The following is a 26,909-nucleotide window of genomic DNA, read 5'->3' on the forward strand; positions in this document are numbered from 1 at the left end:
GTAGCCGGACCAGATGCGGCCGAATCCGTGCCGGTCGAAGCCGTTGGCGGTGCTGGTGCTCGCGGTGGTGGTGGCGCCGGCCGTGGTGGTGGCGGTGGGGGTGCCGGTGGCCTGGGTGGTGGCGGCCTGGGCGGGGGTGGCGGCGATGCCGGCGGCCATGGCTCCGGCCAGGGCGGTGCCGACGAGCAGCTTGCGGATCGTGCTCATGGTGGGTGTTCTCCTGTGTGAGGGTTCCGGCTCGGGGCCGGGTGTTCCAGGTTGCGCCGCCGGTGAGTGTGCTGCTCGCCGGCGACGACGCTCACGTTAGGAGCCGGGCAAGGGGGTCTTCTGCGTACGAATGCACACTCGACCGCGAGCGTGCACAACGACACACAACGGGCAAAAGCGGCCCGCGCGGCGCCGAACCCCCATCCCCATCTCACAGAATCCGCAGCCCCGGCCCCGTGCTCATCAACCGATCGGTGGATTCCGGCGCCCCCGTCCGGCGATGATCCTCAAGTACATGACAGTCATCGAGATCGACGGCCTGCGCAAGGGTTATCGCGGCGGCACGGCCGTGGACGGCGTGTCCCTGCGCGTCGGACGAGGCGAGATCTTCGGCATCGCCGGCCCCAACGGCGCGGGGAAGACCACGGTCGTGGAGTGCGCGTCGGGCCTGCGGCGCCCGGACGGCGGCACCGTACGCGTGCTGGGTCTGGACCCGCAGACCGACCGGCGGTGGTTGCTGCAGCGCGTCGGCGCCCAGTTGCAGGAGGCCGCCCTGCCCGACGCGATCACGGTCGGGGAGGCGCTGCGGATGTACGCCTCGTTCTACGACGACCCGGCCGACTGGCGGGCGCTCATGGACCAGTGGGGGCTGACGGAAAGGCGGCGCACCGGCTTCGGGAAGCTGTCCGGCGGCTGGAAGCAGCGGCTGTTCATCGCGCTGGCCCTGGTGGGCAGGCCGGAGGTGGTCTTCCTCGACGAGCTCACCACCAGCCTGGACCCCTCCGCCCGCCGCACCACCTGGGGCCTGATCCGCGACATCCGCGAGCGCGGGGTCACCGTGGTACTGGTCACCCACTTCATGGACGAGGCCGAGGCGCTGTGCGACCGCCTCGCGATCATGGACCGGGGGCGGGTCGTCGCGACCGGCACCCCGGCCGGGCTCATCGCCGAAGGGCGATGCCGCTCGCTGGACGAGGCGTACTTCGCGCTGATCACCGAGAACGAGGGGTGAACGGAATGACACACATGAAAGGCCTCACCCAGGTCGTCGCGGTCGAACTGAAGCTGGTCCTGCGGGAGCCGATGTCGGCGTTCTTCGCCCTGGCCTTCCCGGCCGTGATGCTGTGGGTGAAGATGCGCAGCGACCGCCCCCTTCCCGGCGGGGTGCGGGCCATCGACGCCACGGTGCCGATGCTCGGCGTCTTCATCATCGGCCTGACCGCCCTCACCGTCCTGCCCGCCACCCTGGCCCAGTACCGCGAGCGCCGGGTGCTCAAGCGACTGCGTGCCACCCCCGCGTCGCCGGTCATGCTGTTCGGCGCACAGTGGGCCGCGCACATGCTGCTCGCGGCGTCCGGGACGGCACTGCTGATCGTCATCGGGCTGGCGGGCTACCGGCTGGCGGCGCCGGGGAACCCGGCCGGCGTCCTGCTCGCGTGGGCGCTCGGCGCGTTGAGCCTCGGCTCGGTCGGTCTGCTCATCGGCGCCCTGGTCCCGAGCGGCCGCGCCGCGACCGTGATCGGGCTGGGCCTGTTCTTCCCGATGGCGTTCCTGTCCGGCGCCGTCATCCCCCGCGAGAACCTCTCGGGCTCCATGCGCGCCATCGGCGACCTGACCCCCATGGCCCCCGCGGTCCAGGCGTTGCGCGAAGGCTGGGCCGGCGTCGCGATGTCCCCGGCCGCCCTGGGCGTCATGGCGGCGATCTCCGTCGTCGCGGGCGGTCTGGCCCTGCGGGCGTTCCGGTGGTGAGCTCCGGCGGCCCCGGCCTGTCGCGCTGGGACCGGTCCTGGCCCGTCCTGCCGTACCTGTTCGTCCTGCTGCCCGCGGCCTTCTCACTGCTGCGCGACTGGAGGCCGCAGGTGCTGGGACTGGCCGTGCTCGCCGGGGCCTGGCACTGGTTCATGGTCACCGCGCGCCCCGGGCGGGTGGACCGGCCCGCCGGGCTGGTCGTCTACTTCGCCGTGACCCTCGCCCTCGTCGGGGCGCTGATCAGGATCGACACGCTGTTCACCGTGACGGGACTGGGCGCGTTCGTCCAGTCCTTCACCCTGCTGCCCCGCAGGTGGGCGTACGCGGGAGTGGCCGCGACGGCCGCCGTGCTGGTCCTGGCCCGGCCCCCCTCCGGGCGGAGCGCCGGGGAGCTGGTGTTCTCGATCCTGGTCGGGACGCTCGTCGCCTCGACGTTCGGCCTGTCGGTGCAGACGATCACCGACCAGAACGAGCAGCGCAGGGCGATGATCGCCCAGTTGACGGAGACCGGCGCCAAGCTGGCCGCGCTGGCGGAGGAGAACGCCGGGTTGCAGGCCCGCCTTCTGACCCAGGCCCGCGAGGCGGGCGTTCTGGGCGAGCGGCAGCGGATGGCGAGGGAGATCCACGACACGATCGCGCAGGGCCTGACCGCGATCATCACCCAGCTCGAAGCCGCCGAGGACGCCCTCGACGACGTGCCCGCCACCCGCGCACGCCTGGACACGATGCGCGCCCTGGCCAGGGAGAGCCTCGGCGAGGCCCGCCGCTCGGTCCAGGGGTTGCGCCCGGCGCCGCTGGAGGAGTCCCAGCTCCCGGCCGCCCTGCACGACGTGGCCGCCACCTGGTCGCGGACCACCGGCGTCCCCGCCTCGGTGTCGGTCACCGGCGACGCACGGCCGTTGCACGCCGAGGTGGAGGTCACCTTGCTGCGGGTGGCGCAGGAGGCGCTGGCCAACGTCGCCAAGCACGCCTCGGCCGGCCGCGCGGGTCTTACCCTTTCGTACATGGAGGACGTCGTGGTGCTGGACGTGCGCGACGACGGGAAGGGCTTCACCTCCGAGGCCGCGGGCTCGCGGGCCCGAACCGGTTTCGGCCTCGTCGCGATGCGCCAGCGCGTCACCCGGCTGGCCGGGGCCCTGGAGGTGGAGACCACCCCAGGCCAGGGAACGGGCATCTCCGCCACCGTCCCCGCCATCCCCGCCGCCTCCCCCGCCGCTTCCGCGGTCCCCTCCGTGCTCGAAGGTCCCTCCCGTTCGCCCGCCCATCCCCCGGCGTCGCCCGCGTCGTCCGGAGAGGAGACGTGACCATGCCGATCCGGTTGATCATCGTGGACGACCATCCGGTGGTCCGGGACGGGCTGCGCGGCATCTTCGCCGCCGACGACGCCTTCGAGGTGGTCGGCGAGGCCGCCGACGGGCCGGAGGCGCTCGCCGTGGCCATGCGCACCGGCCCCGACGTGGTGCTCATGGACCTGCGCATGCCCCTGATGAGCGGGGCGGAGCTGATCCGCCGGCTCCGGGAGTGGTCGCCGGGCGTCAACGTGCTGGTCCTGACCACCTTCGACGACGACGCCGACGTCCTGCCCGCGATCGAGCAGGGCGCCACCGGCTACCTGCTCAAGGACACCCCGCGCGCCGACCTGCGCCGGGCCGTGCGGGCCGCCGCCCGTGGCGAGACGGTGCTTTCGCCCTCCGTGGCGAGCGTGCTGGCGCACCAGGTGCGCGCGCCGCAAGCGCGGGCGCTGAGCCCCCGGGAGCTCGAGGTGCTCGGGCTCGTCGCCCGCGGCGCGACCAACCGCGAGATCGCCGCGAAGCTGTTCATCACCGAGGCGACGGTGAAGACGCACCTGCTGCACGTCTTCGCCAAACTCAAGGTCAACGACCGCGCCGCGGCGGTCGCGGCGGCCTACGAGACCGGCCTGCTCAAGCCCACCGGCGGCGCCTGACCTCCAGCGCCCGCCCGGCGCCGGCCGCCCGCCATCGCACCCTGACCATGTCCGGCCCCGGGGGTGGCTTGACTCTCCGCCAAGGGGAGGCGCGAGAGTGGCGGCATGGACGGCGACGCGCTCCACACGATCGGCGACCTCGCCCGGCTGACCGGGCTGAGGGTCAAGGCCATCAGGTTCTACTCCGACCGCGGGATCGTGCCGCCCACCGGACGCAGCCCGTCCGGCTACCGCCTCTACGACGACGCCGCCCTCGCACGCCTGGACCTGGTCCGTACGCTGCGCGACCTGGGACTGGACCTGGCCACCGTCCGCAAGATCGTGAACCGGGAGACCACCCTGCCCGAGGTCGCCGCAGTGCACGCCGCGGCCCTGGACGCGCGGATACGGACCCTGCGCCTGCGGCGCGCGGTGCTCATGGCGGTCGCCGGGCGTGGAGCCACCCCCGAGGAGATGGATCTCATGCACAAACTGGCCCGGCTCACGCAGGACGAACGCCGCCGGCTGATCGCCGAGTTCCTCGACGCGGCGTTCGGCGGCCTGGACGCCGGCTTCGCGGGCGCCGCCCGCTCGATGACCCCCGAACTGCCCGACGACCCCGGTCCCGAGCAGATCGAGGCGTGGGTGGAGCTGGCCGAGCTCTCGCAGGACCCCGGCTTCCGCTCCGGCATGCGGCTCCTGGCCGAGCAGCACGCGGCCGACCGCGCCGACGGCGGCGTCACCGTCCCGCGCCGCGACGCCGTCGCGATCGCCCGCGACAAGGCGGCCCCGGCCCTGGAGGCCAGTATCGCCCCCTCCTCACCCGCCGCCGGCCCGATCGTCGACGCGGTCGTGGCCGAGTACGCGCGCCTGGTGTGCCGTCGCGACGACGACGAGCTGCGACGCCGGCTGCTGACCCGGCTGGAGGCCGCGGAGGCCCCTGGCAGAGAGCGGTACCTCCACCTGCTCGCCGTGATCAACGGCTGGGCGGCGCCTCCCGCCCTCGCCCCGGCGCTCGGCTGGTCCGTCCAGGCCCTGCGCGCCCGGATGGCGGGCTGACCACCCCCGTTCCCCCGGCGGAAGCCCGATCGGCGCGATCGGCGGAGCGGAAGCGGCGGGTGACCCGGTGGTGGGCGTCCTCTCCGAGCACGATCGCCGCACGAAAGCCGAATTCGTCGACAACATAATCGGCGTGATCGGCATCTAAGCCAGCATGGAGCGGACAATCCCTTTACGGGCCCTGTTGTCGGTGACCGTCACCACCGCCGCGGCGGCGGTCCTCACCTCGGCGGGCGCCCTCGCCGCGACCACGCCGGAGCCGGCCCTCGCCCGTGCTCCGGCCACCGCCGGCCTGGTCGTCGCCGCCGCGGCGCCCGCGGCCACCGGTACGGCGACCAGGGCGGACGCCGCGAACGCCGCGAAGCCCACCACCTGCCTGCGCATCCGGGGCGCGGCGGCGTGCGTGGGAGCGGACGAGAGCGACCGTCCGGGGATCTCGGTGGAGGACACCGCGCCCGACAGGTACCACGCCGTGGTCGAGTACTACCTGAACGGCTACCTGGGCACCAAGTACGTCATCCACAACCTGGGCCACGAGGGCGAGATCCGGAGCAACCGCGAGATCGGCGCCACCGTGACGTTCAGGGCCGCGGTCTACAAGGGCAACCACCGCATCAAGGTCAGCCGGTGGAAGACCGTGCGCACCGACACCGAGTACCCCGTCAAGCGGGACACCGATGTCACCCCGTCCACGGCGCGGGCGCGCTCCCAGATCTGCGCTTCGACGAAGAGCGCCGCCTCCACGTGCTTCGCCGACCGGAAGCAGACGGTCGTCTACGCGTGTGACACCAGCGCCGACCGGCGTCAGGCCCGCGCGGAGTACTTCCTGGGCGGCGATCCGACGGCGCGTTTCGAGATCCACCAGCTGGCGGGGGTGAACACCTGCGGCAAGGCCGAGCACGGCGACGTGCGCGTCAGCAAGTACCGCGCCTCGGTGTTCGACCTCGGCCACCGGGTCGCCACCAGGCTCTACAAGTACCACTAGCCGCACGGCCCGGCGGCGCGGCCGTGTCCTTCCCCCGCCCGGCGAGGGCACGGCTCGTGCCTGTGGGGCTTTACCTGCGATTTCGTAACCTGGTGATATGGCAAGCGCCTTGGGAGACTTCCTTCGCGCCCGGCGCCGGCTCGCCACCGTCGACCGCGCCGGGCCGTGGCACGGTGAGCGCCGGACGCCGGGCCTGCGCCGCGAGGAGGTGGCCATGCTGGCCGGCGTCAGCAGCGACTACTACACCCGGCTGGAGCAGGGAAGAGAGCTCCGTCCGTCGGCGCAGGTGCTCCAGGCCCTGGCGCGCGCCCTCGAGCTCTGCCCTGAGGCGACCGAATACCTGTACCGTCTCGCGCACCCCCAGGAGTGCGGGCGCCGGCCGCTCGGCGGGGACGACGAGATCTCACCGCACATGCTCCGGTTCCTGGAGGGCTGCGACCACGTGGTCGCCTTCGTCGTCAACCGCCGGATGGACTACCTGGCCAGGAACCGGCGGGCCGCCGCCCTGTACCGCGGGATGGACATCGCGGACAACGTGCTGCGGCTGATCTTCCTGTGTCCGGCGGCACGCGAGTTCTACGTGGACTGGGAGCAGGAGGCCCACGCCTTCACGGCCCACGTGCGCGCCGCCTCCGACGCGGGCCGCGACCCGCTGGTTCGCGAGCTGGTGGAGGAGCTTTCGGCGGGAAGCGACGACTTCCGCCGCATCTGGGCCCGGCATGACGTGCGGGTCAGAACGAAGATGCCGATCCGCTACCGCCACCGCGACGTCGGCGAGATGACCCTGCAGTACGAGACGCTCCGCGTCGGCAGCGCCCCGGGCCAGTTCATCGTCATCGGCCAGGCCGAGCCCGGCAGCCCGTCCGCACGCGCGTTCGCCTCGCTCGGCTGACCGCGACCGCCGCCGATCAGCGGGCGGCCGGGCCGCCTCTCACTCCGGGCAGAGCTCGGAGCTCAGCGCCTCGTAGGACCAGCGTTCCCACTTGACGGGCGACCAGCCACGGTCGCGGACGAACACCAGGTAGAGCTCCGGGCTGAGCAGGCCGAACAGCAGATCGGCGGCGTGCTCGGCCGTCACGCCCTGACGGGCCCCGGGCTTGGCGACCAGAGACCGCGCGGCCGTCGCGTGGACGGTGAACCTCGGGTCGGCGTCCTGCTCCCAGAGCCCGGCGATCGCCGGGTCGGCCGCCGCGGCGGCGCGCAGCATCTCGATGATCGGCGCCACCCGTTCGAGGATCGCCCGTGTGCCCTGGACGTGCAGCCGCAGGTGGACGCCGGCGGTCTCGGCGGCGAGAGCGTCGGTGAACCACGGCCGCTCCATCGTCGCGACCGGCTCGTCGTCGCCCGCGATCGACACGTCGATCAGCTCTTTGAGCAGTGCGCGCTTGTTGCCGAACGTGAAGTAGATCGTCTGCACGGCGACCCCGGCCCGGTCGGCGATCTCCTGCAGCGCCGTCGCGCCGTAACCGCGCTGGACGAACAGCTCGCGGGCGGCGTCCAGCATGCGCTCGCGGGTCTGCCTGGCCTTCGTGGTCCGCTTGCCCGTGCTCTTGACGTCGGTCATGCCTGTAGCTTATCTCTAGAGTTCAACACTAGAGTTTGCATCTAGTGAAAATCGACCCGGTGACACGGGCGGGCGGACGCGGGAGGAACCATGCGGCTCATCGTCAACACCCAGCAGGCGGAAGCGTGGAACGGCTGGGAGGGGGTCAACTGGGCGAACAACGCGGAGCGCTACAACGCGATGATGGCCGCGTTCAACGACCCGTTCTTCCAGGTCGCCGCGATCGGCGAGGACGACCGCGTCCTCGACGTCGGCTGCGGTACCGCGGAGCCCACGCTGGCCGCCGCGCGCAAGGCGTCGCGGGGGCACGTCCTCGGCGTCGACATCTCGGCGCCGATGCTGGAACGCGCCCGCGCCGACGCGGCCGGGCAGGGCGTCGCGAACGTCGCCTTCGAACAGGGGGACGCCCAGGTGCACCCCTTCCCGGAGGGAGCCTTCGACGTCGCGATCAGCCGGGGCGGGGTGATGTTCTTCGGCGACGTGGTGGCCGGGTTCGCCAACGTCCGGCGGGCGCTGCGGCCGGGCGGGCGGCTGGTGTTCATGGGCCCGCAGGGCGGCGGCCCCGACACCGACTACGCCCGCGCCACCGCGGCGCTCAGGCGGCTCATGCGAGGGCCGTCGCCCGCGTCGCGGGGCATGGCGTCACTCCTCGACCCCGCCCGCATCCACCAGGTGCTCGACGAGGCGGGGTACGCCGAGGTGACCGTCACGCCCGTCGCGGCGCCGATGGACTACGGGCGCGACGCCGCCGACGCGGCGGACTTCATCCTCGGCCAGGGGCCCGTCCGCCACAACCTCGAAGGGGTCGATCCGGCCGTCGTCGATCGGGCACGGGAGGAACTGCGCGCAGGGCTCGCCGCGTACGCGACCTCAGACGGCGTTCGCATCCCCGGCGCCGTCTGGCTGGTGAGCGCCACCCGCCTCTGACCCCTCACCGCGGCGCTCCATCGCCCGGCGCCCCCACGAGATCAGGAAGAGCACCAAGAACAGACAGGGGAACAGCAGGAGCAGCTGCCACCCGCCCTCGGTGAGAGCGCCGGCGAGGCTGCCATGGTCCATGTAGTGCCGGGCGGCCAGACCGACGGAGCTCGCGACGCTGAACGCCGCGCTGTACGCCAGAACCTGACCGGTACTCCGGGGGACCGCCATGGAACGGATGCTAACCCGCGCGATCCCAGGCGAATCAGGAACCCAGACGAACCCAGGCGAACCCGGCCGGGCACGCGAACGCCCCGGGCGTGGGAGCCCGGGGCGTTCTGGCCGTTCAGGGGCGTGGTCAGCGCAGGATCTTGTAGAGGGCCGAGGTGAGGGAGGCCTTGGCGTCGTCCTGGTCGATCGACCACATCATCGAGCCGCCGAGCCCCTTCAGCCGGATGTAGGCGGCCTTCTCCAGCAGCGACGCCGGGTCGTCGTAGGACCAGAACTCGTTGCCGTCGTACAGCCACAGCGTGCCGGTGAGCAGGTCGCGGTAGCGCCTGCCCGGCTTGCCGGCGAGGATCTTGTAGTCCTCGGTGCCGGGCGCCCAGGTCGCGGGCGCCGGGCCGGTGGCGCCGGCGTACAGCCCGTCGCCGGTGGATCGCACGCCGGTCCAGCCCTGCCCGTACGCGGGGACGCCGACCACGATCTTCCTGGCCGGGGCGCCGCGCGACAGGTAGTCGCGGACGGTGGTGTCGACGCTGTACTTGACCGGGTTCGGGTCCCTGCGGTCGGTGAACAGGTTGCCGTTGTGGCCGGTCCTGGTCTCCCACGAGCCGTGCAGGTCGTACCCCTGGATCGTGGCGAAGTCGAGACTGCGGAACACGTCGCGGACCTCGAAGCCGGCGTCGATCTTGGCCGCGGCGGCGGGGAGGAAGGCGGTCAGCTCGCTGCCGGCGTCGTACGCCTTCAGCTGCCGGCGCAGCTCGGCGGCGAAGAGGGTGAAGTTGTGCCTGTCCTCCGGCCGGATGACGTTCCCGGCGTTGCCCTCCGAGCCCGGCCACTCCCAGTCCAGGTCGATGCCGTCGAAGACCCCCGCGCCGGCGCCCGCGGGTAGGCCGGGCAGGTCGCCCCTGATCCAGAGGCCGACGCAGGAGGCGGCCAGCGCGCTGCGGGCCTCGGGGGTGCTGACGGCGTCGGAGAAGTACTTCGAGCCGGTCCAGCCACCGAGGGAGATCAGCGCCTTGAGGCCCGGGTGGCGGGCTTTGAGCTTCTTGAGCTGGTTCAGGTTGCCGTTGAGCGCCTGACCCGGCTGGTCGGCCACGCCGTCCACGCTCTCTTCGGCGGACACCGGCCGCTGCCAGTCGGCCCACGCGTCGGCCGAGACGCAGGTGCCGTCGGCGCCGACGTTGCCGAAGGCGTAGTTGATGTGGGTCAGCTTGGCGGCGGCACCGCTGGTGTCCACGTCCTTGACGTGGTAATTCCGGGCGTAGATGCCCCACTGGATGAAGTAGGCGACCCGCTTGAACCGGTCACCACCGCCCGCTCGCGCCTGAGCCCGCCCGGCCGCGGCCGTCGCCGCCTGGCCCCCGGCAGGTACGGACGCCGTGGGATCTCCGGCAGGTACGGGCGCCGCCGGATCTCCGGCGGGTAGGGGCGCCGCCGCGTCTCCGGCAGGCACGGGCGCCGCTGCCAGGGCCTCGGCGGGGACGGCCACCGTGGTGAGGCCGGCGGCGATCGCCGCCGCGAGTAGGTGCTGGAAAGGACGTCGCACGGCCATCTCCATTTACTGCTCGAGGAGCCTACTTATAGGAAAGTTTCTTATAAGTTGCTCCGGATCGTAGGGTCCGCCATGCGACGCGTCAATGCCCGGCCGCGCCCCTATATTGGCCGCGGTAGTTTTGCAGGTCCTTGACCTGCGGGTTCCTATGCTCGCGCTATGGCAAGCTGTCTTGGTTACTTTCTCCGGGCCCGACGCCAAGCCACGCCTCTCAGCAAGGTCGGGCTTCCGCCCGTGGGCCGCCGGAGGACACCGGGCCTGCGCAGAGACGAAGTGGCGGTGCTGGCGGGCGTCAGCGTCGACTACTACACGCGATTGGAGCAGGGCAGGGAGACCCGCCCCTCGGAGCAGGTGGTCAACGCGCTGGCCGAGGCCCTCGATCTCGATGGGGAAGCCACCCAGCACCTTCACGACCTCGCTCGCCCCAAAAAGCACCGGCGCGCCTTTCCCGGCCACGCCGACCAGGTGAACCCCAAAGTGCTGCAACTGATGGCGAAATGGGAGGAATATCCCTCGACGATCGTGAACAACCGGCTGGACGTCCTTGCGCGAAACGCCCTGGCCTCGGCCCTGTTCCAGGGGATGGAACACGCGGACAACCTGCTGAGGCTGATGTTCCTCAACCCTGCTTCCCGCGATTTCTTCCTGGACTGGGAGGAGGACGCCTTGTCCCTGGTCGCCGACCTGCGCGCGATGTGGGGCACAGAACCGGACGTCTCATCGCTGGTCGCGTTCGTCGAGGAGCTGTCGGCCGCGAGCGGGGAGTTCGGTGAGATGTGGGCCCGTCACGACGTGCGGGCGAAGACGCACCACTCCATCGAGATCCGGCATCGGTGGATCGGCGAGGTGACCTTCTGGCACGAGACCTTCTCCATCGACAGCGCCCCCGGGCAGCGCCTGTTCGTCGGGATCCCGGAAGCGGGCAGCCCATCGGAACACGCCCTGGCCGAGCTCTACCTGCGCACCACCGCCGAGCGCTGACCTGGCGGTCCGAGAACTTTCTCCGATCACCGCCGAAATATGCACATCCGGTGATCGTCGGGCAGAGGGCGGAACGGACGCCGTCGCGGGCACGGTCCGGCTGGTTCGACCATGAGCCGGTCGAGCACGACTCGGGCCACGCCGGGCGGGATAGTCTGGCGCCGAGAACGGCCCACGGGCCGGCTCCGGGACGATGCGGTGCCAACGGTGCGGCCCGAGGAGGAAGCCAGTTGTCACAGCTCGAGACGGGCGAGCCGGTCGCCGACCACGAACTCCCGCGAGGCGACCCGGCCAGGCCGGTGACCATCGCCTACATCGCGAAGTCCGCCGGGGTCTCGGTGCCCACGGTGTCGAAGGTCATCAACGGCCGCTCCGGCGTGTCCGCCGATACCCGCGCCCGTGTCGAGGCGCTCATCAGCCAATACGGGTACCGCAAGTCGGCTCAGCGCACCAACATGATGGAACTGGTCTTCGACCGGCTCGAGCACCTGTGGGGCGCGGAGATCATCCGCGGGGTCGAACAGGTGGCCCGCGAACACCGGGTGGGCGTCGTGCTGACGGAGTTCGGCCCCCAACGCGACCAGACCAACTACTGGATCGACGACGCCGTCGCCCGCCGCCCCGACTGCGTCGTGACGGTGGCGCAGCTGTCGAACGAGGAGCGTGATCAACTGCGCGCCAAGGGCATCCCGTTCGTCGTCTTCGACCCCACCGCCGAGCTGCCGGACGACGTGCCGTTCGTGGGGGCCACGAGCTGGAACGGCGGCCGCTCGGCCGCTCGCCACCTGCTCAAGCTCGGCCACCGCCGCATCGCGATGGTCAGCGGCCCCGACCACGTCCTGTGCTGCCGAGCCAGGCAGGACGGGTACCGCTCGGCCATGGAGGGCGCCGGCCTGACGGTCGACGCCGGCCACGTGGTGCGGGCCGAGCTCACCAGGGAGGGTGGGCACACCGCCGCGCACGGCCTGCTCGGCCGCCCGGAGCGTCCCACCGCGATCTTCGCGAGCAACGACCTGCAGGCGCTCGGCGTCTACCAGGCCGCGCGGGAGATGGACCTGCGCATCCCTCACGACCTGAGCGTGGTCGGCTTCGACGACCTGCCCATCGCCGCCCTCGTCGATCCCCCGCTGACCACCGTCCGCCAGCCGCTCACCGAGATGGCGGTGGCCGCGGCCGAACTCGCCCTGGCCCTGGGCCGCGGGGAGAAGACCTCCGAGGCCGGCTTCGAACTCGCGACCACCCTCACCGTCCGGGAAAGCACCGCACCTCCCACGGACCGGCGATGACAACGGTGGCGACGTCTTCATAGTGCCGGCTCGCCCGCGCGGCAACCTGGTCCCCGGCCGGGGCGGCGCGCGGACCGGCGCGACCGCTACGCTCCCTCGGTGATCGAACTTCGGCGGATCACGGATCTGTGGCGGCGACTCGACGTCACGATCCGGGATCTCTCGTTCGCGCTGCTGCTGGCCGTGGCGTCCTTCCTGCCGGCGCTTCACGACCACGGGACCCAGCTCGGCGACCTGCCGGCCCGCCCCTTCGACGCGCTGACCATCGTGGTGATCGCCCTCGAATGCCTTCCGCTCGCCGTGCGCCGGCGATGGCCGACCGTCTGCCTGGTCCTGGTGTCGCTCGGCTTCGCCCTGGACCAGCTCCGCGCCTACCACACGGTCACGGGCACCGCCCTGGCCATCGCGCTCGTCAGCGCGGGCGCCTACCTGGAACGCCACCGGCGCCTCACCGCGATCCTGCTGTCCGCGGCGTACCTGCCGCTGGCGCTCGCGCTCGACCGGCTCGGCTCGCCCGAGGGGCCGGAAGGGTACGTGACGTTCTACCTGCTGCTGGTTCTCGGGTGGGGCATCGGGTCCTGGCTGCGCTCCACCCGGGCGGCCGAGGCCGAACGCCGGCGCCACGTCGCCGAGACCACCCGTGCCGCCGAACGCACGCGCATCGCCCGCGAGCTCCACGACGTCGTGACCCACCACGTGACCGCGATGGTCGTGCAGGCCGAGGCGGCGCGCTACCTGACCGCCGCGCCCGACCGCCTCGACGCGTCCCTGAGCGCCGTCACCGACACCGGCCGACGGGCCATCGCCGATCTGCGGCACCTGCTCGACCTGCTCACCCCCGACCACGACGCGGACGTCAGGCTGCCGTCGGTGGGCGAACTCCACATGCTGGTGGAACAGACGCGCCGGGCCGGGCAGCCGGTGGAGTTCATCGAGGAGGGGACACCTGCGCGATCGACCGGCAGCGCCGAGTTCGTGACCTATAGGGTCGTGCAGGAGTCCCTGACGAACGCCCTCAAATACGCCCACGGCAGCCGTACAGTGGTCCGCGTGCGCTTCGGCGAGAAGGAGATCACCGTGGAGGTCGGCACCGACGGTTCCGGCTCGCACACCGACCCGCGGAACGGCCCGTGGAACGGCTCGCACACCGGCCCGCACACCGGCTCGCTGGGCGGGAGCGGGCGGGGCCTCGCCGGGCTGCGCGAGCGGGTCGACGCCCTGGGCGGTGACTTCAGCGCCGGCGGGCAGTCCGGCGGCGGCTTCCTCGTCCGGGCGCGCATCCCCATGGAGAGCCCGTCGTGACCGTGCCGATCCGGGTCCTGGTCTGCGACGACCAGGCGCTGATCCGCACCGGGTTCGCGACGATCATCGACGCGCAGGCCGACCTGGAGGTGGTGGGCGAGTGCGGGGACGGTCGCGCCGCGGTCGACCTCGCCCACCGGCTGAACCCGGACATCGTGGTGATGGACGTGCGCATGCCGGTGCTCGACGGCATCGAGGCGACCCGCCTGCTGGCCGGCGCCGGAGTCGCCCATCCCGTCAAGGTGCTCGTGGTGACGACGTTCAACCTGGACGAGTACGTGTACCAGGCGCTGCGTGCGGGGGCCGGCGGATTCCTGCTCAAAGACGCCCCACCAGCGCAGTTGCTGCACGGCATCCGCACCGTCGCGGCAGGCGCCGCGCTGCTGGCGCCCGAGGTGACCCGGCAGCTCGTCGGCAGGTACGCGGCGCGCATCCGTCCCACCGAAGGCACGCCGGGCGACATCGCACTGACCCCGCGCGAACTTGAGGTCCTGCGCCACATCGCCGACGGCCTGTCCAACAGCGAGATCGCCGCGACACTGGTGATCAGCCAGGAGACCGTCAAGACCTATGTGTCACGCATCCTCACCAAGCTCGACCTGCGCGACCGCGTACAGGCGGTCGTCTACGCCTACCGCACAGGCCTGGTGACCTGACACCCGCCCAAAGGACTCGACGCCACATCGCCGCGTTCCCCTCACGCGAACCCGCATCCGCGGCAACTGTGGGCAACCGCCGTCGCTGTCAAAATGCCATCCTCATCGGCGTTCACCAAACGATCGTGGAGCTACGGCTTGCCAGAGGCATGGCGGCGCCCCTGTCCTGAGTGTTGAACTGGCCGCCTTCGGTCGTCATTCGTCCGGCAATGTGGCGAACCAGTTTTCCCGAGACGGCGAGCGTGGCACGATAGGTGGCCACCCTGGATTCAGCAGTGGGCACCCTTTGCGGTGAGACCACTTCTGCCAGGGCTCCACCTAAGATCGTAAAACTACCCCTAATCCCGTTGTTGCCGATTTGTCCACACTGCCACGTTGACGCGCCCGGTTGGTGGTTACCTCACCCCTTGCATTAGGGCATAGCCAGCAACCGGAGACCAAGGAGCCCTCAATGTCCTTCGCCGAGCACATCGCACCAATTCTTCACACAACCCTAGAGGTCCTTCGGGAGGCCGGTCGTCCGCTACAGCCCGATGAAGTGCGTAGAGCGATCACAGAAAGGCTCTCCATCGCCCCGGAACACCAGGGCCCCAACGCGCACGGTCAGACACGCTGGTGGGCACAGTTGGGATTCCGGACAGGGGAAGCGGCGTCGCTTGGCTGGATGATCAAAAGGAACGGGTGGTCGATCACACCCGCCGGAATCCAGGCATTGGAGGACTTCCCAGGGGTCGAGCTCTACAGGGAGTTAGGACGTCAATACCGAGCACGACGGCTACCTGCTTACGGAAGCAAGGATTCTGGTCGCCGCGGGGACGTTGGAATAGCGGTCGAGACGGTGATCCCAGAGGTGACCAGCGAGGAATCGTCTGCGTCCGCCCTCGACGACATCCCGCCGGCGTTCGAGCAGTTTCAGCTGAATCTCGGATATGCCCGGCAGCTTGTACACGGGGGCCAGAATCTGGAACGGCTCAGGGTGGGCGCCTTTGACGTCGGCGATCTTTATCGAGCCGCCTGGACCCAGGCTGTAGCGGCCTTGGACCACTGGATTACACGAGAGATCATCGACCGAGCGGTGGCTCTCGCATTGCAGCCCGGCGTGGCACGTCCTCCGAAGTTCAGCAAGCTGCCCATACCCATTGAGCTGTTCGAGAAGGTCCACCATCACGAGGAGCCTCTCGACAAAGCGTTTCGCGCACACTTGGAGCAGTTCTTCGCATTCATGACTTTCCAGAACCCAGATAAGATAAAAGAAGGGTTCGCCCATGTCAGCACGGTCAACCTCTGGTTGAAGGTCGCGGAAATCCTCACCGATCAGGACGTCGCGGAGCCCGTCACCTCCGACGGCGTGCGAAGTAAGCTACGCGAGATCGCCTGGCGCCGGAACAACATCGCGCACACAGCCGACCACGACCCGGACCAGCCCGGACAGAAGGCGGCCATCAGCGCGCGCGATGCGGAGGAAACCATCTCCTGGCTTGAATCGGTCGCGATCGCCATCCAACTGGCGCTCGGGGATCCGCTTCCATCCACGGACTACGACGCCGCGCCACCCGAAGTGGGCACCCTCGGAGCCATCCCCGCGATCATGAACGAGCAGCGGACAGCGCTAATACGAGGACAGAGCAAGTGGGATGAGGACAGCCTTCTCCATGCGCTTGAGCAGCACTGCCCCGAGGACGTGGCCAACACCCTGCTTGCGGTCTACCGGCACGCAGAACGCCATCCGTCGTTCCGCGGATACTACTTCGGCGAGGCCGGATATCCCTCCGTCACGGCGTGGTTCAGCCTTGGCACCGACGAGGCGGCGGTCTGGAGCATTTACACAGGTGTGCGTAAGTCGGTTCTGTCCATCAATTTCGAATGGATGCATAACCGGGGAGCTTCCCAGGACCGGCTAGCGCGACTCGTCGACGCTTTGAGTGTTTTCCCGGAATGGGCGCAGGTCCGTGAACAGCTTATCGCTGCGAACTACGCGAAGCGCCCATCTCTCACTCCGGCCGCGCTCGCGCAGCCTAATGCTTCAGGAATTGTGACCGCCGCGCTTAACGATCTCCTAGCGGTGAAGTCGCGTGTAGTGCAGATCCTCGCCCCTCAGCCTTCGACTTGGTACAAGAACCCGAAAAGTACTGGCGCTCGAGGCGGTTGCAGCCAGCACGGTACTCCGCCTTGTCACGCAGACATTGTGGCAAGCGTGGTTCTTGCCGATGCTGGGAGCGACGACATCCAGTGGGCAGTGTGCCAACGGGGACTTGAGGCGCTCACAACCAACATGTCGCCTCCCCGTGAAGGCACTATCTGATCCGGAAGGAACGGCAGGTCCCTCACTGACAGCCTTCTGCTGAAGCGGTGGACATGAGTCGATGCCGTGAGACCACGAGGGCGTTGACTGGTTGAACTGGGCGTGACCATCCCAAAGGTCACCACTTCGAGAAAGTGGGAGGAATCCTAGTCACCGGAGAAGGTCCTCCGAGTTCGGCAAGCGACTGGTGACGGCCATCGACGTCGGGGAGGTAACCGACCCCGCCTTACCCCAACCTGGGCATGGGTCCTCACCTCCACAGGTCGGATCAATGGCAGGATCAGCCGATTGGAAGGATTCCTCGTCCTGCGCCTCGCCTCTTTGGTCAACGACCCGCGAAACGGGCTCTGGCACTGATATCGGGAGGTCAGCCCTCGCCAGTTCCCCACAAGACCGCGTTTATACAGGAGATCAGTGGTGATGTCTGAGAGACGCGTGCGGGAGGCAGAGTTCGACTGACTGCTTCCTACCATCGGCTCGTGGCCACCATCCAGACGTAGACGGCGAGGAGTCTGAAGCCACGGCCACGGTGGCCGGGGATGTCGGAGGCTCCGTCGCACGGCACATCGGACGACAGCGGCCTTCGTGCCGGCGATCAGCACACCACTGGCGATTTCCCCCTGCTCAGAGGTACTGCGTTCCCTATTCGTCCGCGACCCGGATGATCGTCTTTCCGGGGGGGCGGCGGTCGCGGGCGAAGGCGGAGGCCGTTTCGGAGAGCGGGCGCACGGCGCCGACGACGGGCTTGAGCCGTCCGTCCCGGACGCGCTCGGCGAGGTCGGCCAGCTGGGCGCGGTCGGGTTCGACGACGAAGAAGACGGCTCGCCCGTCCTTGGGCTGCGCGGTGGGCGGCATGGTGATGGTGACGACAGTGCCGCCCGGGCGTACCAGTTCGGTGGAACGCGCGAGGATGTCGCCGCCGATGACGTCGAAGACCACGTCCACCTCGCCGGCGTGCCGCAGATCGTCGGCGTCCAGGTCGAGGAAGGTCTGCGCGCCGAGGCTCAGCGCGACCTCACGGTCGCCGGCCCGGCCGGTGCCGATCACGCGGGCGCCCGCCTCCCGCGCAAGTTGGACGGCGATCGAGCCGACGCCGCCCGCGGCGCCGTGAACGAGGATGGTCTGGCCGGTCGTGAGGTGGGCGTGGTCGAACAGTCCCTGCCAGGCGGTCAGTCCGGAAATGGGCAGCGCGGCGGCCACGGTGTGGTCGATGTCGGCCGCGAGGGGGGCGAGGTTGCGGGCCTCCACCGCGGTGTATTCGGCCAGGGATCCGTTGCGGGCCCAGTCGGTCGGTCCGAACACGCGCTGGCCCACGGTGAGGCCGGTGGTCCCGTAGCCGAGCTCGACCACGACTCCGGACAGCTCGTGCCCGGGGATGCTCGGCGTCCGGTCGCGGCCGGCGCGATCGGACCACGTCGTCGGCCAGTCGAGCTCTCCGGGGGTGAAGCCCGCGGCGTGCACGCGCACGATGACGTCGTTCTCCGCGGCGTGGGGGTAGGGCATGTCGGTCAGGGAGAGGCCGCCGACACCGGCGTCACGATCCCGCACGGTGATCGCCCGCATACTCGGATCCTTTCAATGGCGTTCGTGGATATGTGGTGGTCGTGAGAGCTCAGCTCGGAATCGTCTTTCCGGCGCGCGTGTCCGAGCGGCTCATACCGTCCGACGGGTGGGCTGGTGTGATGTCCGGTCAGCTCGGCCAGGGCGATCCGAGGATGCGCTCGACCGTCGTCGTGCGCCGGAAACCGGGGATGAAGTGCTCGAGCACGTCGGAGTTCACGGTGCCGTTCGTGGTCTCGGGACGGTCCTTGAGCCCGTCGAAGTAAGCCCGCAGAAACTCGTTCTTGAAGTCCCCTCGCGGGTGGACGGCGAGGATCTCCTCCAGCTGACCGTGCTCCAGTTCGTCCAGTCCGAAGCCGAGCACGTCGGTCAGTACGCCGAGGTGCGTGGTCGCGATCTCCGGGGCCATCCGGCCGGGGATGCCCGGCGTGGTGTGCAGCGCGATCGCCGCCCAGACGGTCTCGGCGGCGGTCGTCGAGAAGCCCCGCTCCACGAGGAACTTGCGCGCGTGGTCGGCGCCGTCGACCTCGAAGCGCTGCTCGACGTCGGAGAAGGGGGTCAGCAGGCCGGTGTCGTGGAACAGGGCCGCCACGTAGAGCAACTCCGGGTCCGGTTTCACGCCGAGCTTGTGTGCGTGGATCAGGCCGAAGAAGTAGACCCGCCGGGAGTGGTGGTAGATGAGGGGGCTCGTCGTCTCCTGGACGAGCCCGGTCGCTTCGGCGACCGCCGCCGTCTCAGGAATCTCCAACCCCGCGATGACCTCTGGCATGACTCTGACTTTCGGGAAGCGTGTCGGATTGTGGAACTGTCCGTCCCACTTCCATGCTGCCCACGGGTCGGCGTGCGGCGCCGCCTTCGTCCGGCCAAGAATCACCTATATCCGGACGAGGCCCGCCCAACTTCGGCGCCCGCCCGGCGGTCGGGGCGATCGAGGGCCCCCGTCACCCTCAGGTGACGGTGTGCTACCAATGAACGGTGTCCATGCCTCCCGCGTCGCCGGCCGGACGGCGGTCAGCGTCGCCGGGGTCCGGATGGTCGCCGCGCGGATCCGGCTCCGGAGAGACCGGCGTGGTACACGCGGCCCCCCATCGCGTCGCGGTCCTCGTCTACGACGGAGTGACGTTGCTGGACGTCGCCGGTCCCGCGGAGGTGTTCAAGGAGGCGAACCGGTTCGGCGCCGACTACCGGATCGAGCTGCGGTCGCCGACCGGCGCGGACGTCACGTCGAACCTCGGCATCCGGATCACGGTCGACGGCCCCGTCGCCGCGGAACCGGTGTTCGACACGCTGCTGGTGGCCGGGTCCGACCTCTATCCGCGCGCCCGTGTCCCCCGCGACCTGGCGGACGCCGCCCGGATACCGGCGGCCGTGGCCGGCCGGGTCGCGTCGATCTGCACCGGGGCGTTCGTCCTCGCCGCCGCCGGCCTCCTCGACGGCAAGCGCGCGACCACGCACTGGAAGGTCGCGCACGAGCTCGCCGCCCGGTATCCGACGTGCCGCGTCGAGCCCGACGCGATCTACACGCGCGACGGCACCACGTACACGTCGGCGGGGGTGACGGCCGGCATCGATCTGGCGCTCGCTCTCGTCGAAGAGGACCACGGGCCCCACCTGGCACGCGACGTCGCCCGCGCCCTGGTGGTGTACATGCAGCGCGCGGGCGGCCAGTCCCAGTTCTCCGCGCCGCTGCAAGGCCCGCCGCCCCGCTCGCCCGCCCTCCGTAAGATCACCGACCTGGTGACGGCGAACCCCGGGGGTGACCACTCGCTCGGTGGACTCGCCGATCACCTCAACGTGAGCACCCGGCACCTCACCCGGCTCTTCCATGACGAGCTGTCCACAACGCCGGCCCGCTATGTGGAGAACATTCGATTCGACATGGCCAGGGCGCTGCTCGACCAAGGACACACCGCGACGCAGGCCGCGGCCCTCGCCGGGTTCCCCAGCTACGAGAGCATGCGACGGGTCTTCGCCCGGAAGCTGTCGATCAGCCCCGCCGCCTACCAACGCCGCTTCAGCACCACCCGCCGCACCGACCTGGGGTAGGCCCGCGCCGCCGCGCACACGGTCAGCGTCACGCCGATCGGGCCTTCACGTCTGTGCGGTGAGCAGGGCATCGGCGAGACCGGTGCGGGCGTAGAGCACCGTGCGGCCCGCTCGGTGGGTACTGGTCAGGCCGGCGGCCCGCAGCGCGGTGAGGTGCTGGGACACGCCCGCCGCGGAAAGGCCCGACCGCCGGGCGAGTTCGGTGGTCGAGGCGGGAGAGTCCAGTTCGGCCAGGATCAGCGCGCGGGATCGGCCGATCACCGCGGCGAGGGCTTCCATGCCCTCATGTGTCCCACGCTCCCACAAGGTGCCGATCCCCCGCGCCGGGTAGGCGAGCTGAGGCGGTTCCGACGCGACGGACCGGGTCAGCACTCGCGGCCATGCGAAGACCGACGGCACCAGGAGCAGCCCGGCCCCGGTCTCGATTCGGGTGACGGCGCAGTGGCGCTGCACCAGGTGGAGGCCGCCACCGGACCAGCGCACCGTGTGGTGCAACTGGTCGAGCGCCCGGGCCGTACCGTGCTCGGCCACCTGGCGACCCCGATAGAACAGGTCCGCCTCCAGCACCGAGCGGATTCTGGCCCAGTAGGGCGCTATCGCGAGCTGCCAGTAGGCCTCGATCTCCGCGACGATCCGAGGCAGGTAGAGCCGAGGGGTCCGGTGAAGGCGTCGCAGCCGGGAGGACAACGAGCCGTCGCGCTCGGCGGCCAGAATGTCGAGGTCCCGCCGTACCTGCTCGGGGTCCGTGGCCTCGATGGCGGCGAGTTCGTCGGAAAGGCCGCTGGACGTGGTCGCCGGTACCGGGTTGAGGAAATCGGGGAGATGGCCGGTGGGCGGAATCATCTCGGCCAGCCACCCACGATCGAGACCCGCCGCCGCGAGCCGAGGGCGTACCTGGTCGGCCCAGCCGCGATGGGGATCCGGCACCGCGGCGGCGGCCAGCGCTCTGCGACTGGTGACGACCTCCCACATGGGCGAGACGGCGAACCGGGTCTCGGCCAGATCGTTCACCGAGAAGGTCAGCCGCGCCTTCATGCCGCCTCCATCGGTTCCACGATTCGGCCATAGCTTAATCAATAGACCTTCAGTTCCCGGCCCGGCACCATCCCGTGGGCAGGCCCACGAGTCAGGGTGCCGGAAAGCAGAACAACGCGAAGGCGGTCGTCCCCATGTCCGTTGACATCTCCTCCTCCCCCGATGCCGCGATCGAGGGGAAGGCCCTGCTGTTCCGCACCTTGCACACCGAGTCCGTGCTGGTGCTGCCCAACGCCTGGGACGCCGCCAGCGCGAGTGTGATCGCCGCGGCCGGCGCAACGGCGATCGCCACGACCAGCGGTGGCGTGTCCTGGTCCCTGGGCCGCGGCGACGGGCAGGGGCTCGGCCGGCGCGAGATGGTGGAGGCCGCCCGGCGCATCGTGGACTCCGTCGACCTGCCGGTGACGGTCGACGTGGAGAGAGGATACGGACCGGCCCCGGCGGACGTGGCCGCGACCGTGCGGGCGGTGATCGAGGCCGGTGCGGTGGGCGTCAATCTCGAGGACTCGACGGCCGTCGGCGGTCCGCTGTTCGACGTCGCCGAGCAGAGTGCCAGACTGCGCGCCGCCAGGGACGCGGCGGAAGCGGCGGGCCTGCCGAAACTCTTCGTCAACGCACGCACCGACGTCTTCCTGTTCGCGATAGGTCCGGCCGATGCCCGGCTGGGCGAAGTACTGGCGCGCACGGAGGCATACGCCAAGGCCGGAGCCGACGGCATTTTCGTCCCCGGCCTGCTCGACCTCGACATGTTGAACAGTCTCTGTGCGCGGTCGCCACTGCCGGTCAACGCCATGGCCGTCGCCGGTGGACCGAGCGTCACCGAGCTCACGCAGGCGGGGGTGCGCAGGATCAGCCTCGGGACCGCACTGGCCCAGGCCGCCTACACCGCGGTCCGCGAAGCCGCCGCCGAACTCCTCGGCACGGGAAACCTCACGGCACTGGACGGCTCACTGGACTTCAGCGAACTCAACGGCCTGTTCCGTCATTGACCGAGGACCGATGAGCAGGCCCAGGAAGCGATGAGGAACCGGAGGCCGACGTTTTCGCGACGCCCGGTGCGATGGAGGGCGATCTCAATCCGGCCCCGTGTGACCACGGGGCGGTCACGTGCTCGTGACGAGGCGATAGCCGAGGTCGAGGGTGTCGGCGTCGAGGAGATCTTCGTGTCGTTCATGCCAGCGTCGAGTGGTGAGGTCGATGTCGAGGCGTCGCATCGCGCGCTCGACAAGGTGCTGGTCGAGTCTGGCCAGGGCGGAGATGGCGGCGCGGACGTGGGGGTCGAGGTAGTGGTGCGGCCGGCTCCAGTACGCGCCCAGGAAGCCGTCCGTGCAGTCGGCCGGCACCGGCACGGGGATGACGCTCACTCGTGCGCCCTCGCGCCGGAACCAACTCTGGACGACGTCGAGACAGGCGAGTCCGGCCTCCGCGTCGGCGATCTGCGGGAGGTACTCATCGACCAGCCAGAATCGTGCGGTGACGGCGGGGTCCCAGGTGAGGACGATCTGCCGGTCGGACACTCGGCGCAGCTCGGCGAGGCCGGCGGCCGCGTCGCTCCAATGGTGGACGGTGAGGATGGCCATCGCGGCGTCGAACGACTTGTCAGGGACCGGGAGGGACTCGGCGTACCCCTGGATGACCGGCGCCGAGCCGGGGGGACGCTGGCTTATCATCACCGCCGACGGCTCCACGGCCATGACCTGCCTGCTGCGGGGCTCGTAGGAGCCGCTTCCGGCGCCCACATTGATCACCGTCGCGGCGGAGCCCAAGGCCCGGTCGATCTGGCCGGCGATGCGAGGGTCGGGGCGGCGGTGGTGCGAGTAGCCGAGGCCCATCGTCTCGTACGGGTTGGCGTTCCCCATCCTTGTCGCTCCTCTCAACTGCCATGAGTCGATATTGCATGAACACGAGGGGACGCGCGAGAACCGGTCAGCCTCAACCGTCCCGACACTCGCGTCAGGGTTGCTCTCACTGGAGATCGAAAACGCCCCGCAGCACGGATGCTCGAGGCGTTTCAGCTGTTCGGGAATGTGGTCAGGAGGAGATCTCCACGCGCCGTCAGCGGTCGTTCTCCACGGTGAGCAGGCCGCGGCGGAAGGCGGTGGCGACGGCGGCCGCGCGGTCGTTGACGCCGAGTTTGGCGTAGATGTGCAGCACATGGCTCTTGACCGTGGCTTCGCTGATGAACAAGCGTGCGGCGGCTTCGCGGTTGGTGGCGCCGTCGGCGATGAGCTGGAGTATTTCCAGTTCCCGCGCGCTCAGCGGGTCGGCAGGGGCGCGGACCTGACCGAGGAGGCGGGTGGCGACCGACGGGGACAGCACGGCTTCACCCCTCGCCGCGGTACGTACGGCGCGAACGAGCTCGTCGCGGCCGGTGTCCTTGAGCAGGTAGCCGGTGGCTCCGGCCTCGATGGCGGGCATGACGTCCCGGTCGGTGTCGTAGGTGGTCAGGACGAGCACGCGGGCCGCGATGCCGAGCCTGACCAGTTCCTTGATGGCCGTGACGCCGTCCATCCCGGGCATGCGGAGGTCCATGAGGATCACGTCGGGGTTCAGTGCCCGGGCGCGCTCCACGGCCTGCGCGCCATCCCCCGCCTCGCCGAGCACCTCGAAGTCCGGGTCGCCGGCGAACATGCCGCGGATGCCGTCGCGGACGATGGGGTGATCGTCGGCGATCAGCAGCCTGACCGGGATCTCAGCCACGTACCACCGCCGGAACGCTCGCGGAGATCGCGGTGCCGGCCCCGGGCTCCGACTCGATCTCCAGCGTGCCCGCCAGCCGGCTCACCCGCTTGCGCATCGCCGTCAGACCGAAGCCGCCGCCGTCGCGGACACGCTCGGGGTCGAACCCGGCGCCATCGTCGCGGACGTCCAGGGTGACCACGTCCTCCATGTACGACAGGGTCAAACCGATCCGGGACGCGCCGGCGTGCTTGGCCGCGTTGGCCAAGGCCTCCTGCGCCGTGCGCAGCAGCGTCTCCTCCACCTCCGGATGCATGGGACGGACCGTACCAGTGACGGTGAAATCCGCGCGCACCCCGTTGAGTTCGCCCCAATGGGTCACGACGTCGTGCAGTGCCTGGGAGAGCGGTGCCGCCTCCAGTTGGCCCGGGCCCACCGCGTGCACGGAGCGCCGGGCCTCGGCCAGGCTCTCCCGCGCCAGCCCGATCGCGTTGTCCACACGGCGGTGCCAGTCCTCGGCCTGCTTGGCCGCCATGGCCGCCTGAAGCTGAGTGATGATGCCGGTCAGGCCCTGGGCGAGGGTGTCGTGGATCTCAGCCGCCATGCGTTGCCGCTCGTCGAGTACGCCCGCCTCTCGGGCCTGGACCAGGAGCTGGGCATGCAGGCCCGCGTTCTCCCGCATGGCCTCCTCCAGCCGCGCCACCATCAGCTTGCGCTGGGCGCTCCGCTCGGCGGTGATCTCGCCGGCGAAGCTGAACAGGCCCACCGCCGCGACGATGGCGGCGGTGAAGAAGAGGTAGGTGAGGGTTGCGGACGCGGTGGGCTCGGGCAGGCCCCCACGGTAGGTCGCGACGCAGATCGCCGCCGTAGCGGTCAACCCGACGAAACGCCACTTCCCCTTCAGGTACTGCCAAGAGTGCAGATATCCAACGAAGCCAAAGAAGCTCGCGAACCATATGCCCTGCGTACACAGCGCGCCGATCAGCACCACCAGCCCGGCCACGTAGACCGGGCCCCGCGGCGCCGACCACATCCAGGCGGCGGCGAGCGCGGCCACGCCGGACGTGACCCACGGGTTGCTGCCAGTGAGCAGGGAGAGCACCATGGAGACCGCCAGCAGCACGTACGGCGCGGCCGCCAGCTGCCGCTCCAGCAGGTGCTCCCATCGGTCGAGCCGCCCGGTCATGCTTCACTCCCAGCGGAAGAACTTGGCCGCCGCGATGCTGATGACCAGGGCGTAGGCGGCCATCACCCCCAGCAGCAAGGGGCTGGGAGCACTGCCCGCCCAGACATCCCGCATGCTTCGCCCGAAAGCACCCAGCGGGGTGTACTCCCCAATGGCCGCCACGATAGCGGGCATCTGATGCGTCGGCTGGATGAGCCCGGCGAGGTAGGCCATCGGGAAGTACAGCAGCACCCCGATCCCGTTGGCGGCCCGGCCGTTCGGCGCCAGCGCCGCGATGAGCAGGCCGATGGCGAACATGCTCGCCGTACCGACAAGGAACACCAGCACACCGGACAGCACCCGGCTGGGCAGATGAGCGCCGAGGACGGTGCCCGCGACCGCCATCAGCAGCCCGCACGCGGTCACCGCCAGGACCAGCTGCAGGAGCAGCTGCACCATCAGCAGGTTCCCCGGACGCACCGGCGTGGTGGACAGCCTGCGCAGTATGCCCCGCTCGCGGTAGGTCGCCAGAGTGGTGGGCAGCAGGTACAGACTCACCAGCCCGACGGCGATGGCCAGCGCCATAGGCAGCAGCACGGTGTCACCCGGCTCGATCGAGCTGCCGAACACCACCAGGATGAACAACGGTATGAGCAGCGAGAACAGCGCCCCGGGCTCGCGCGTCAGCAGCTTGGTCTCGACAATGGCGAGTTTCATCATGATCTGCTTCCTCAGCCGAAGGACCGGCCGGTCAGGGCGGTGAACGCGTCTTCCAGAGTGCGCCTGTCGAGGCGGAGATCACTGACCAGGACCTGGTGGCGGGCCAGATGCGCGGTGACCGCCGTGGCGAAGTCGCCCCTGCCCGAGACGACCACCCGGTCCCCCTCCCTGGACACACCGGTCACCCCTGGCAACCCTTCCAGGCCGACCATGTCCCCTGCCATCAGCGTGAACCGCATCCGGTGCTCTCCGCCGACCAGCCCGGCCGGGCTGTCGATCGCCACGACCTTGCCGTGGTTGAACACCGCGACGCGGTCGCACAGCTCCTCGACCTCGTCCATGAAGTGGCTGACCAGCACCACGGTCACGCCGCTCGCCCGGACCTGCTTGATCAGCTCCCAGGTGGCACGGCGGGCCTGCGGGTCCAGGCCCGTGGTGAGCTCGTCCAGGAAGGCCACCCGCGGGTTGCCCACCAGCGCCAGCGCGATGAACAGGCGCTGCTTCTGACCGCCCGACAGCTTCCCGAAGCGAGCGTTGCGCTTGTCGGCCAGCCCCCATTCCTCCAGTAGTTCCCGCCAGTCATGGGGCTTGGCGTAGAAGGAGGCATACAGATCGAGCGCCTCCCATACCTTCAGGTTCTCCGGCAGTTGGGTCTGCTGGAGCTGCACCCCGATCAGCTCACGAACCTTGGGCCCGTCCTCGAACGGGTCGAGCCCAAGGACCCTGATCGACCCACTGTCCGGGCGTCGCAGGCCCTCCACAGACTCCACGGTGGTGGTCTTACCGGTGCCGTTCGGCCCGAGGATGCCGAAGATCTCGCCCTCCTCCACGGAGAACGACACGCCGTCCAGAACTGTCAGATCTGCGTACCTCTTGCGGAGGTCTGTGACCTCGATGACTGCCATGGCTCAAGCATCTTGTGCTCGCCTTCGCGGCGAATCGACCTGCCAGCCATGATCAACCACGAATGATGCTGACCAGAAAATCCACCGAA

Annotated in this window: 26 protein-coding genes; 15 read left to right on the top strand and 11 right to left on the bottom strand. The window is 70.1% G+C overall.

Translation table 11 applies throughout. The annotated features are described in order from the left end of the window. Window positions 1–207, bottom strand: a 207-nt coding sequence (locus ABZU32_RS24285; protein WP_354925282.1) for a hypothetical protein, incomplete at its 3' end; no start/stop codon positions are given. A 295-nt stretch (window positions 208–502) separates the two neighbouring features. On the opposite strand from ABZU32_RS24285, the gene ABZU32_RS24290 reads away from it, so the two are divergent. From ABZU32_RS24290 to ABZU32_RS24320, 7 genes are all read left to right on the top strand, one after another. Further along, complete coding sequence (locus ABZU32_RS24290; protein ID WP_354925284.1) at window positions 503–1,219, top strand: ABC transporter ATP-binding protein; 717 nt, start codon at window positions 503–505, stop codon at window positions 1,217–1,219. 5 nt (window positions 1,220–1,224) lie between these two features. After that, complete coding sequence (locus ABZU32_RS24295; RefSeq protein ID WP_354925286.1) at window positions 1,225–1,956, top strand: ABC transporter permease; 732 nt, start codon at window positions 1,225–1,227, stop codon at window positions 1,954–1,956. Then, a complete protein-coding gene (locus ABZU32_RS24300) occupies window positions 1,953–3,260 on the top strand; it encodes a sensor histidine kinase (RefSeq protein ID WP_354925288.1) in 1,308 nt (435 codons plus the stop codon). Before ABZU32_RS24295 ends, ABZU32_RS24300 begins: the two co-directional genes overlap by 4 nt. Window positions 3,261–3,262: 2 nt before the next feature. Next, window positions 3,263–3,901 carry a response regulator transcription factor gene (locus ABZU32_RS24305; protein ID WP_354925290.1) on the top strand — a complete coding sequence of 213 codons (639 nt, stop codon included), beginning with the start codon at window positions 3,263–3,265 and terminating at the stop codon, window positions 3,899–3,901. Window positions 3,902–4,006: 105 nt separating this feature from the next. Continuing rightward, window positions 4,007–4,939 carry a MerR family transcriptional regulator gene (locus ABZU32_RS24310; RefSeq protein ID WP_354925292.1) on the top strand — a complete coding sequence of 311 codons (933 nt, stop codon included), beginning with the start codon at window positions 4,007–4,009 and terminating at the stop codon, window positions 4,937–4,939. A gap of 154 nt (window positions 4,940–5,093) precedes the next feature. Further along, window positions 5,094–5,924, top strand: coding sequence for a hypothetical protein (locus ABZU32_RS24315; protein WP_354925294.1), 831 nt, complete (start codon window positions 5,094–5,096; stop codon window positions 5,922–5,924). 97 nt (window positions 5,925–6,021) lie between these two features. Further along, window positions 6,022–6,816, top strand: a complete 795-nt coding sequence (locus tag ABZU32_RS24320; protein WP_354925296.1) for a helix-turn-helix transcriptional regulator — start codon at window positions 6,022–6,024, stop codon at window positions 6,814–6,816. Between the two features lie 39 nt (window positions 6,817–6,855). On the opposite strand, the gene ABZU32_RS24325 is transcribed toward ABZU32_RS24320, so the two are convergent. After that, on the bottom strand, window positions 6,856–7,488 hold the full coding sequence (locus tag ABZU32_RS24325; protein WP_354925298.1) for a helix-turn-helix domain-containing protein: 633 nt from the start codon (window positions 7,486–7,488) through the stop codon (window positions 6,856–6,858). A gap of 90 nt (window positions 7,489–7,578) precedes the next feature. Here ABZU32_RS24325 and ABZU32_RS24330 point away from each other — a divergent pair, with 90 nt between their 5' ends. Further along, window positions 7,579–8,415: a class I SAM-dependent methyltransferase gene (locus tag ABZU32_RS24330; protein WP_354925300.1), complete on the top strand. Its 837-nt coding sequence runs from the start codon at window positions 7,579–7,581 to the stop codon at window positions 8,413–8,415. 349 nt (window positions 8,416–8,764) lie between these two features. On the opposite strand, the gene ABZU32_RS24335 is transcribed toward ABZU32_RS24330, so the two are convergent. After that, window positions 8,765–10,177, bottom strand: coding sequence for a glycoside hydrolase family 18 protein (locus ABZU32_RS24335; protein ID WP_354925302.1), 1,413 nt, complete (start codon window positions 10,175–10,177; stop codon window positions 8,765–8,767). A gap of 165 nt (window positions 10,178–10,342) precedes the next feature. Here ABZU32_RS24335 and ABZU32_RS24340 point away from each other — a divergent pair, with 165 nt between their 5' ends. From ABZU32_RS24340 to ABZU32_RS24360, 5 genes are all read left to right on the top strand, one after another. Next, window positions 10,343–11,164, top strand: coding sequence for a helix-turn-helix transcriptional regulator (locus ABZU32_RS24340; protein ID WP_354925304.1), 822 nt, complete (start codon window positions 10,343–10,345; stop codon window positions 11,162–11,164). Between the two features lie 230 nt (window positions 11,165–11,394). Further along, on the top strand, window positions 11,395–12,450 hold the full coding sequence (locus tag ABZU32_RS24345; protein ID WP_354925306.1) for a LacI family DNA-binding transcriptional regulator: 1,056 nt from the start codon (window positions 11,395–11,397) through the stop codon (window positions 12,448–12,450). Between the two features lie 99 nt (window positions 12,451–12,549). Continuing rightward, the gene (locus ABZU32_RS24350; RefSeq protein ID WP_354925308.1) at window positions 12,550–13,752 is read left to right on the top strand and encodes a histidine kinase; all 1,203 of its coding nucleotides are present in this window, start codon (window positions 12,550–12,552) and stop codon (window positions 13,750–13,752) included. Further along, window positions 13,749–14,408, top strand: coding sequence for a response regulator transcription factor (locus tag ABZU32_RS24355; protein ID WP_354925310.1), 660 nt, complete (start codon window positions 13,749–13,751; stop codon window positions 14,406–14,408). The genes ABZU32_RS24350 and ABZU32_RS24355 overlap by 4 nt, the downstream gene beginning before the upstream one ends. 850 nt (window positions 14,409–15,258) lie before the next feature. Further along, entirely contained in the window at window positions 15,259–16,710 is a 1,452-nt protein-coding gene (locus tag ABZU32_RS24360; RefSeq protein ID WP_354925312.1) for a hypothetical protein, read from the top strand. A 642-nt stretch (window positions 16,711–17,352) separates the two neighbouring features. Here ABZU32_RS24360 and ABZU32_RS24365 read toward each other — a convergent pair. Both ABZU32_RS24365 and ABZU32_RS24370 read right to left on the bottom strand, forming a co-directional pair. Next, window positions 17,353–18,273: an NADP-dependent oxidoreductase gene (locus tag ABZU32_RS24365; RefSeq protein WP_354925314.1), complete on the bottom strand. Its 921-nt coding sequence runs from the start codon at window positions 18,271–18,273 to the stop codon at window positions 17,353–17,355. 127 nt (window positions 18,274–18,400) lie between these two features. After that, window positions 18,401–19,039, bottom strand: coding sequence for an HD domain-containing protein (locus ABZU32_RS24370; RefSeq protein ID WP_354925316.1), 639 nt, complete (start codon window positions 19,037–19,039; stop codon window positions 18,401–18,403). A gap of 299 nt (window positions 19,040–19,338) precedes the next feature. Between ABZU32_RS24370 and ABZU32_RS24375 the strand changes: the two genes are divergently transcribed. Further along, window positions 19,339–20,316, top strand: a complete 978-nt coding sequence (locus ABZU32_RS24375) for a GlxA family transcriptional regulator (RefSeq protein ID WP_354925318.1) — start codon at window positions 19,339–19,341, stop codon at window positions 20,314–20,316. A 45-nt stretch (window positions 20,317–20,361) separates the two neighbouring features. On the opposite strand, the gene ABZU32_RS24380 is transcribed toward ABZU32_RS24375, so the two are convergent. Continuing rightward, a complete protein-coding gene (locus ABZU32_RS24380) occupies window positions 20,362–21,351 on the bottom strand; it encodes a DUF5937 family protein (RefSeq protein WP_354925320.1) in 990 nt (329 codons plus the stop codon). A 134-nt stretch (window positions 21,352–21,485) separates the two neighbouring features. Between ABZU32_RS24380 and ABZU32_RS24385 the strand changes: the two genes are divergently transcribed. Then, complete coding sequence (locus ABZU32_RS24385) at window positions 21,486–22,340, top strand: isocitrate lyase/phosphoenolpyruvate mutase family protein (RefSeq protein ID WP_354925322.1); 855 nt, start codon at window positions 21,486–21,488, stop codon at window positions 22,338–22,340. Window positions 22,341–22,454: 114 nt separating this feature from the next. Here the strand turns inward: ABZU32_RS24385 and ABZU32_RS24390 are convergent, their stop codons facing one another. The 5 genes from ABZU32_RS24390 to ABZU32_RS24410 all read right to left on the bottom strand — a co-directional run bounded on the left by ABZU32_RS24390 (window position 22,455) and on the right by ABZU32_RS24410 (window position 26,820). After that, entirely contained in the window at window positions 22,455–23,210 is a 756-nt protein-coding gene (locus ABZU32_RS24390) for a class I SAM-dependent methyltransferase (RefSeq protein ID WP_354925324.1), read from the bottom strand. A 196-nt stretch (window positions 23,211–23,406) separates the two neighbouring features. Beyond that, window positions 23,407–24,051 (bottom strand): response regulator transcription factor, encoded by a 645-nt coding sequence (locus tag ABZU32_RS24395; protein ID WP_354925326.1) that lies wholly within the window; start codon window positions 24,049–24,051, stop codon window positions 23,407–23,409. Beyond that, entirely contained in the window at window positions 24,044–25,216 is a 1,173-nt protein-coding gene (locus ABZU32_RS24400; protein ID WP_354925329.1) for a sensor histidine kinase, read from the bottom strand. The genes ABZU32_RS24395 and ABZU32_RS24400 overlap by 8 nt, the downstream gene beginning before the upstream one ends. 3 nt (window positions 25,217–25,219) lie before the next feature. Further along, a complete protein-coding gene (locus tag ABZU32_RS24405; protein ID WP_354925331.1) occupies window positions 25,220–25,915 on the bottom strand; it encodes an ABC transporter permease in 696 nt (231 codons plus the stop codon). A gap of 11 nt (window positions 25,916–25,926) precedes the next feature. Further along, complete coding sequence (locus ABZU32_RS24410) at window positions 25,927–26,820, bottom strand: ABC transporter ATP-binding protein (protein ID WP_354925333.1); 894 nt, start codon at window positions 26,818–26,820, stop codon at window positions 25,927–25,929. Between the last annotated feature and the right edge of the window lie 89 nt (window positions 26,821–26,909).

The organism is Sphaerisporangium sp. NPDC005288 (assembly GCF_040607475.1).
Classification (GTDB): Bacteria; Actinomycetota; Actinomycetes; order Streptosporangiales; family Streptosporangiaceae; genus Sphaerisporangium; species Sphaerisporangium rhizosphaerae.

What these genes read in the sequence shown, in the direction of transcription:
- ABZU32_RS24325 (WP_354925298.1), bottom strand. Translation starts at nt 7,488, where the DNA reads ATGACCGACGTCAAGAGCACGGGCAAGCGGACCACGAAGGCCAGGCAG.
- ABZU32_RS24315 (WP_354925294.1), top strand. Translation starts at nt 5,094, where the DNA reads ATGGAGCGGACAATCCCTTTACGGGCCCTGTTGTCGGTGACCGTCACC.
- ABZU32_RS24290 (WP_354925284.1), top strand. Translation starts at nt 503, where the DNA reads ATGACAGTCATCGAGATCGACGGCCTGCGCAAGGGTTATCGCGGCGGC.
- ABZU32_RS24385 (WP_354925322.1), top strand. Translation starts at nt 21,486, where the DNA reads ATGTCCGTTGACATCTCCTCCTCCCCCGATGCCGCGATCGAGGGGAAG.
- ABZU32_RS24370 (WP_354925316.1), bottom strand. Translation starts at nt 19,039, where the DNA reads ATGCCAGAGGTCATCGCGGGGTTGGAGATTCCTGAGACGGCGGCGGTC.
- ABZU32_RS24295 (WP_354925286.1), top strand. Translation starts at nt 1,225, where the DNA reads ATGACACACATGAAAGGCCTCACCCAGGTCGTCGCGGTCGAACTGAAG.
- ABZU32_RS24330 (WP_354925300.1), top strand. Translation starts at nt 7,579, where the DNA reads ATGCGGCTCATCGTCAACACCCAGCAGGCGGAAGCGTGGAACGGCTGG.
- ABZU32_RS24390 (WP_354925324.1), bottom strand. Translation starts at nt 23,210, where the DNA reads ATGGGGAACGCCAACCCGTACGAGACGATGGGCCTCGGCTACTCGCAC.
- ABZU32_RS24340 (WP_354925304.1), top strand. Translation starts at nt 10,343, where the DNA reads ATGGCAAGCTGTCTTGGTTACTTTCTCCGGGCCCGACGCCAAGCCACG.
- ABZU32_RS24320 (WP_354925296.1), top strand. Translation starts at nt 6,022, where the DNA reads ATGGCAAGCGCCTTGGGAGACTTCCTTCGCGCCCGGCGCCGGCTCGCC.
- ABZU32_RS24365 (WP_354925314.1), bottom strand. Translation starts at nt 18,273, where the DNA reads ATGCGGGCGATCACCGTGCGGGATCGTGACGCCGGTGTCGGCGGCCTC.
- ABZU32_RS24410 (WP_354925333.1), bottom strand. Translation starts at nt 26,820, where the DNA reads ATGGCAGTCATCGAGGTCACAGACCTCCGCAAGAGGTACGCAGATCTG.
- ABZU32_RS24310 (WP_354925292.1), top strand. Translation starts at nt 4,007, where the DNA reads ATGGACGGCGACGCGCTCCACACGATCGGCGACCTCGCCCGGCTGACC.
- ABZU32_RS24305 (WP_354925290.1), top strand. Translation starts at nt 3,263, where the DNA reads ATGCCGATCCGGTTGATCATCGTGGACGACCATCCGGTGGTCCGGGAC.
- ABZU32_RS24400 (WP_354925329.1), bottom strand. Translation starts at nt 25,216, where the DNA reads ATGACCGGGCGGCTCGACCGATGGGAGCACCTGCTGGAGCGGCAGCTG.
- ABZU32_RS24405 (WP_354925331.1), bottom strand. Translation starts at nt 25,915, where the DNA reads ATGATGAAACTCGCCATTGTCGAGACCAAGCTGCTGACGCGCGAGCCC.
- ABZU32_RS24380 (WP_354925320.1), bottom strand. Translation starts at nt 21,351, where the DNA reads ATGAAGGCGCGGCTGACCTTCTCGGTGAACGATCTGGCCGAGACCCGG.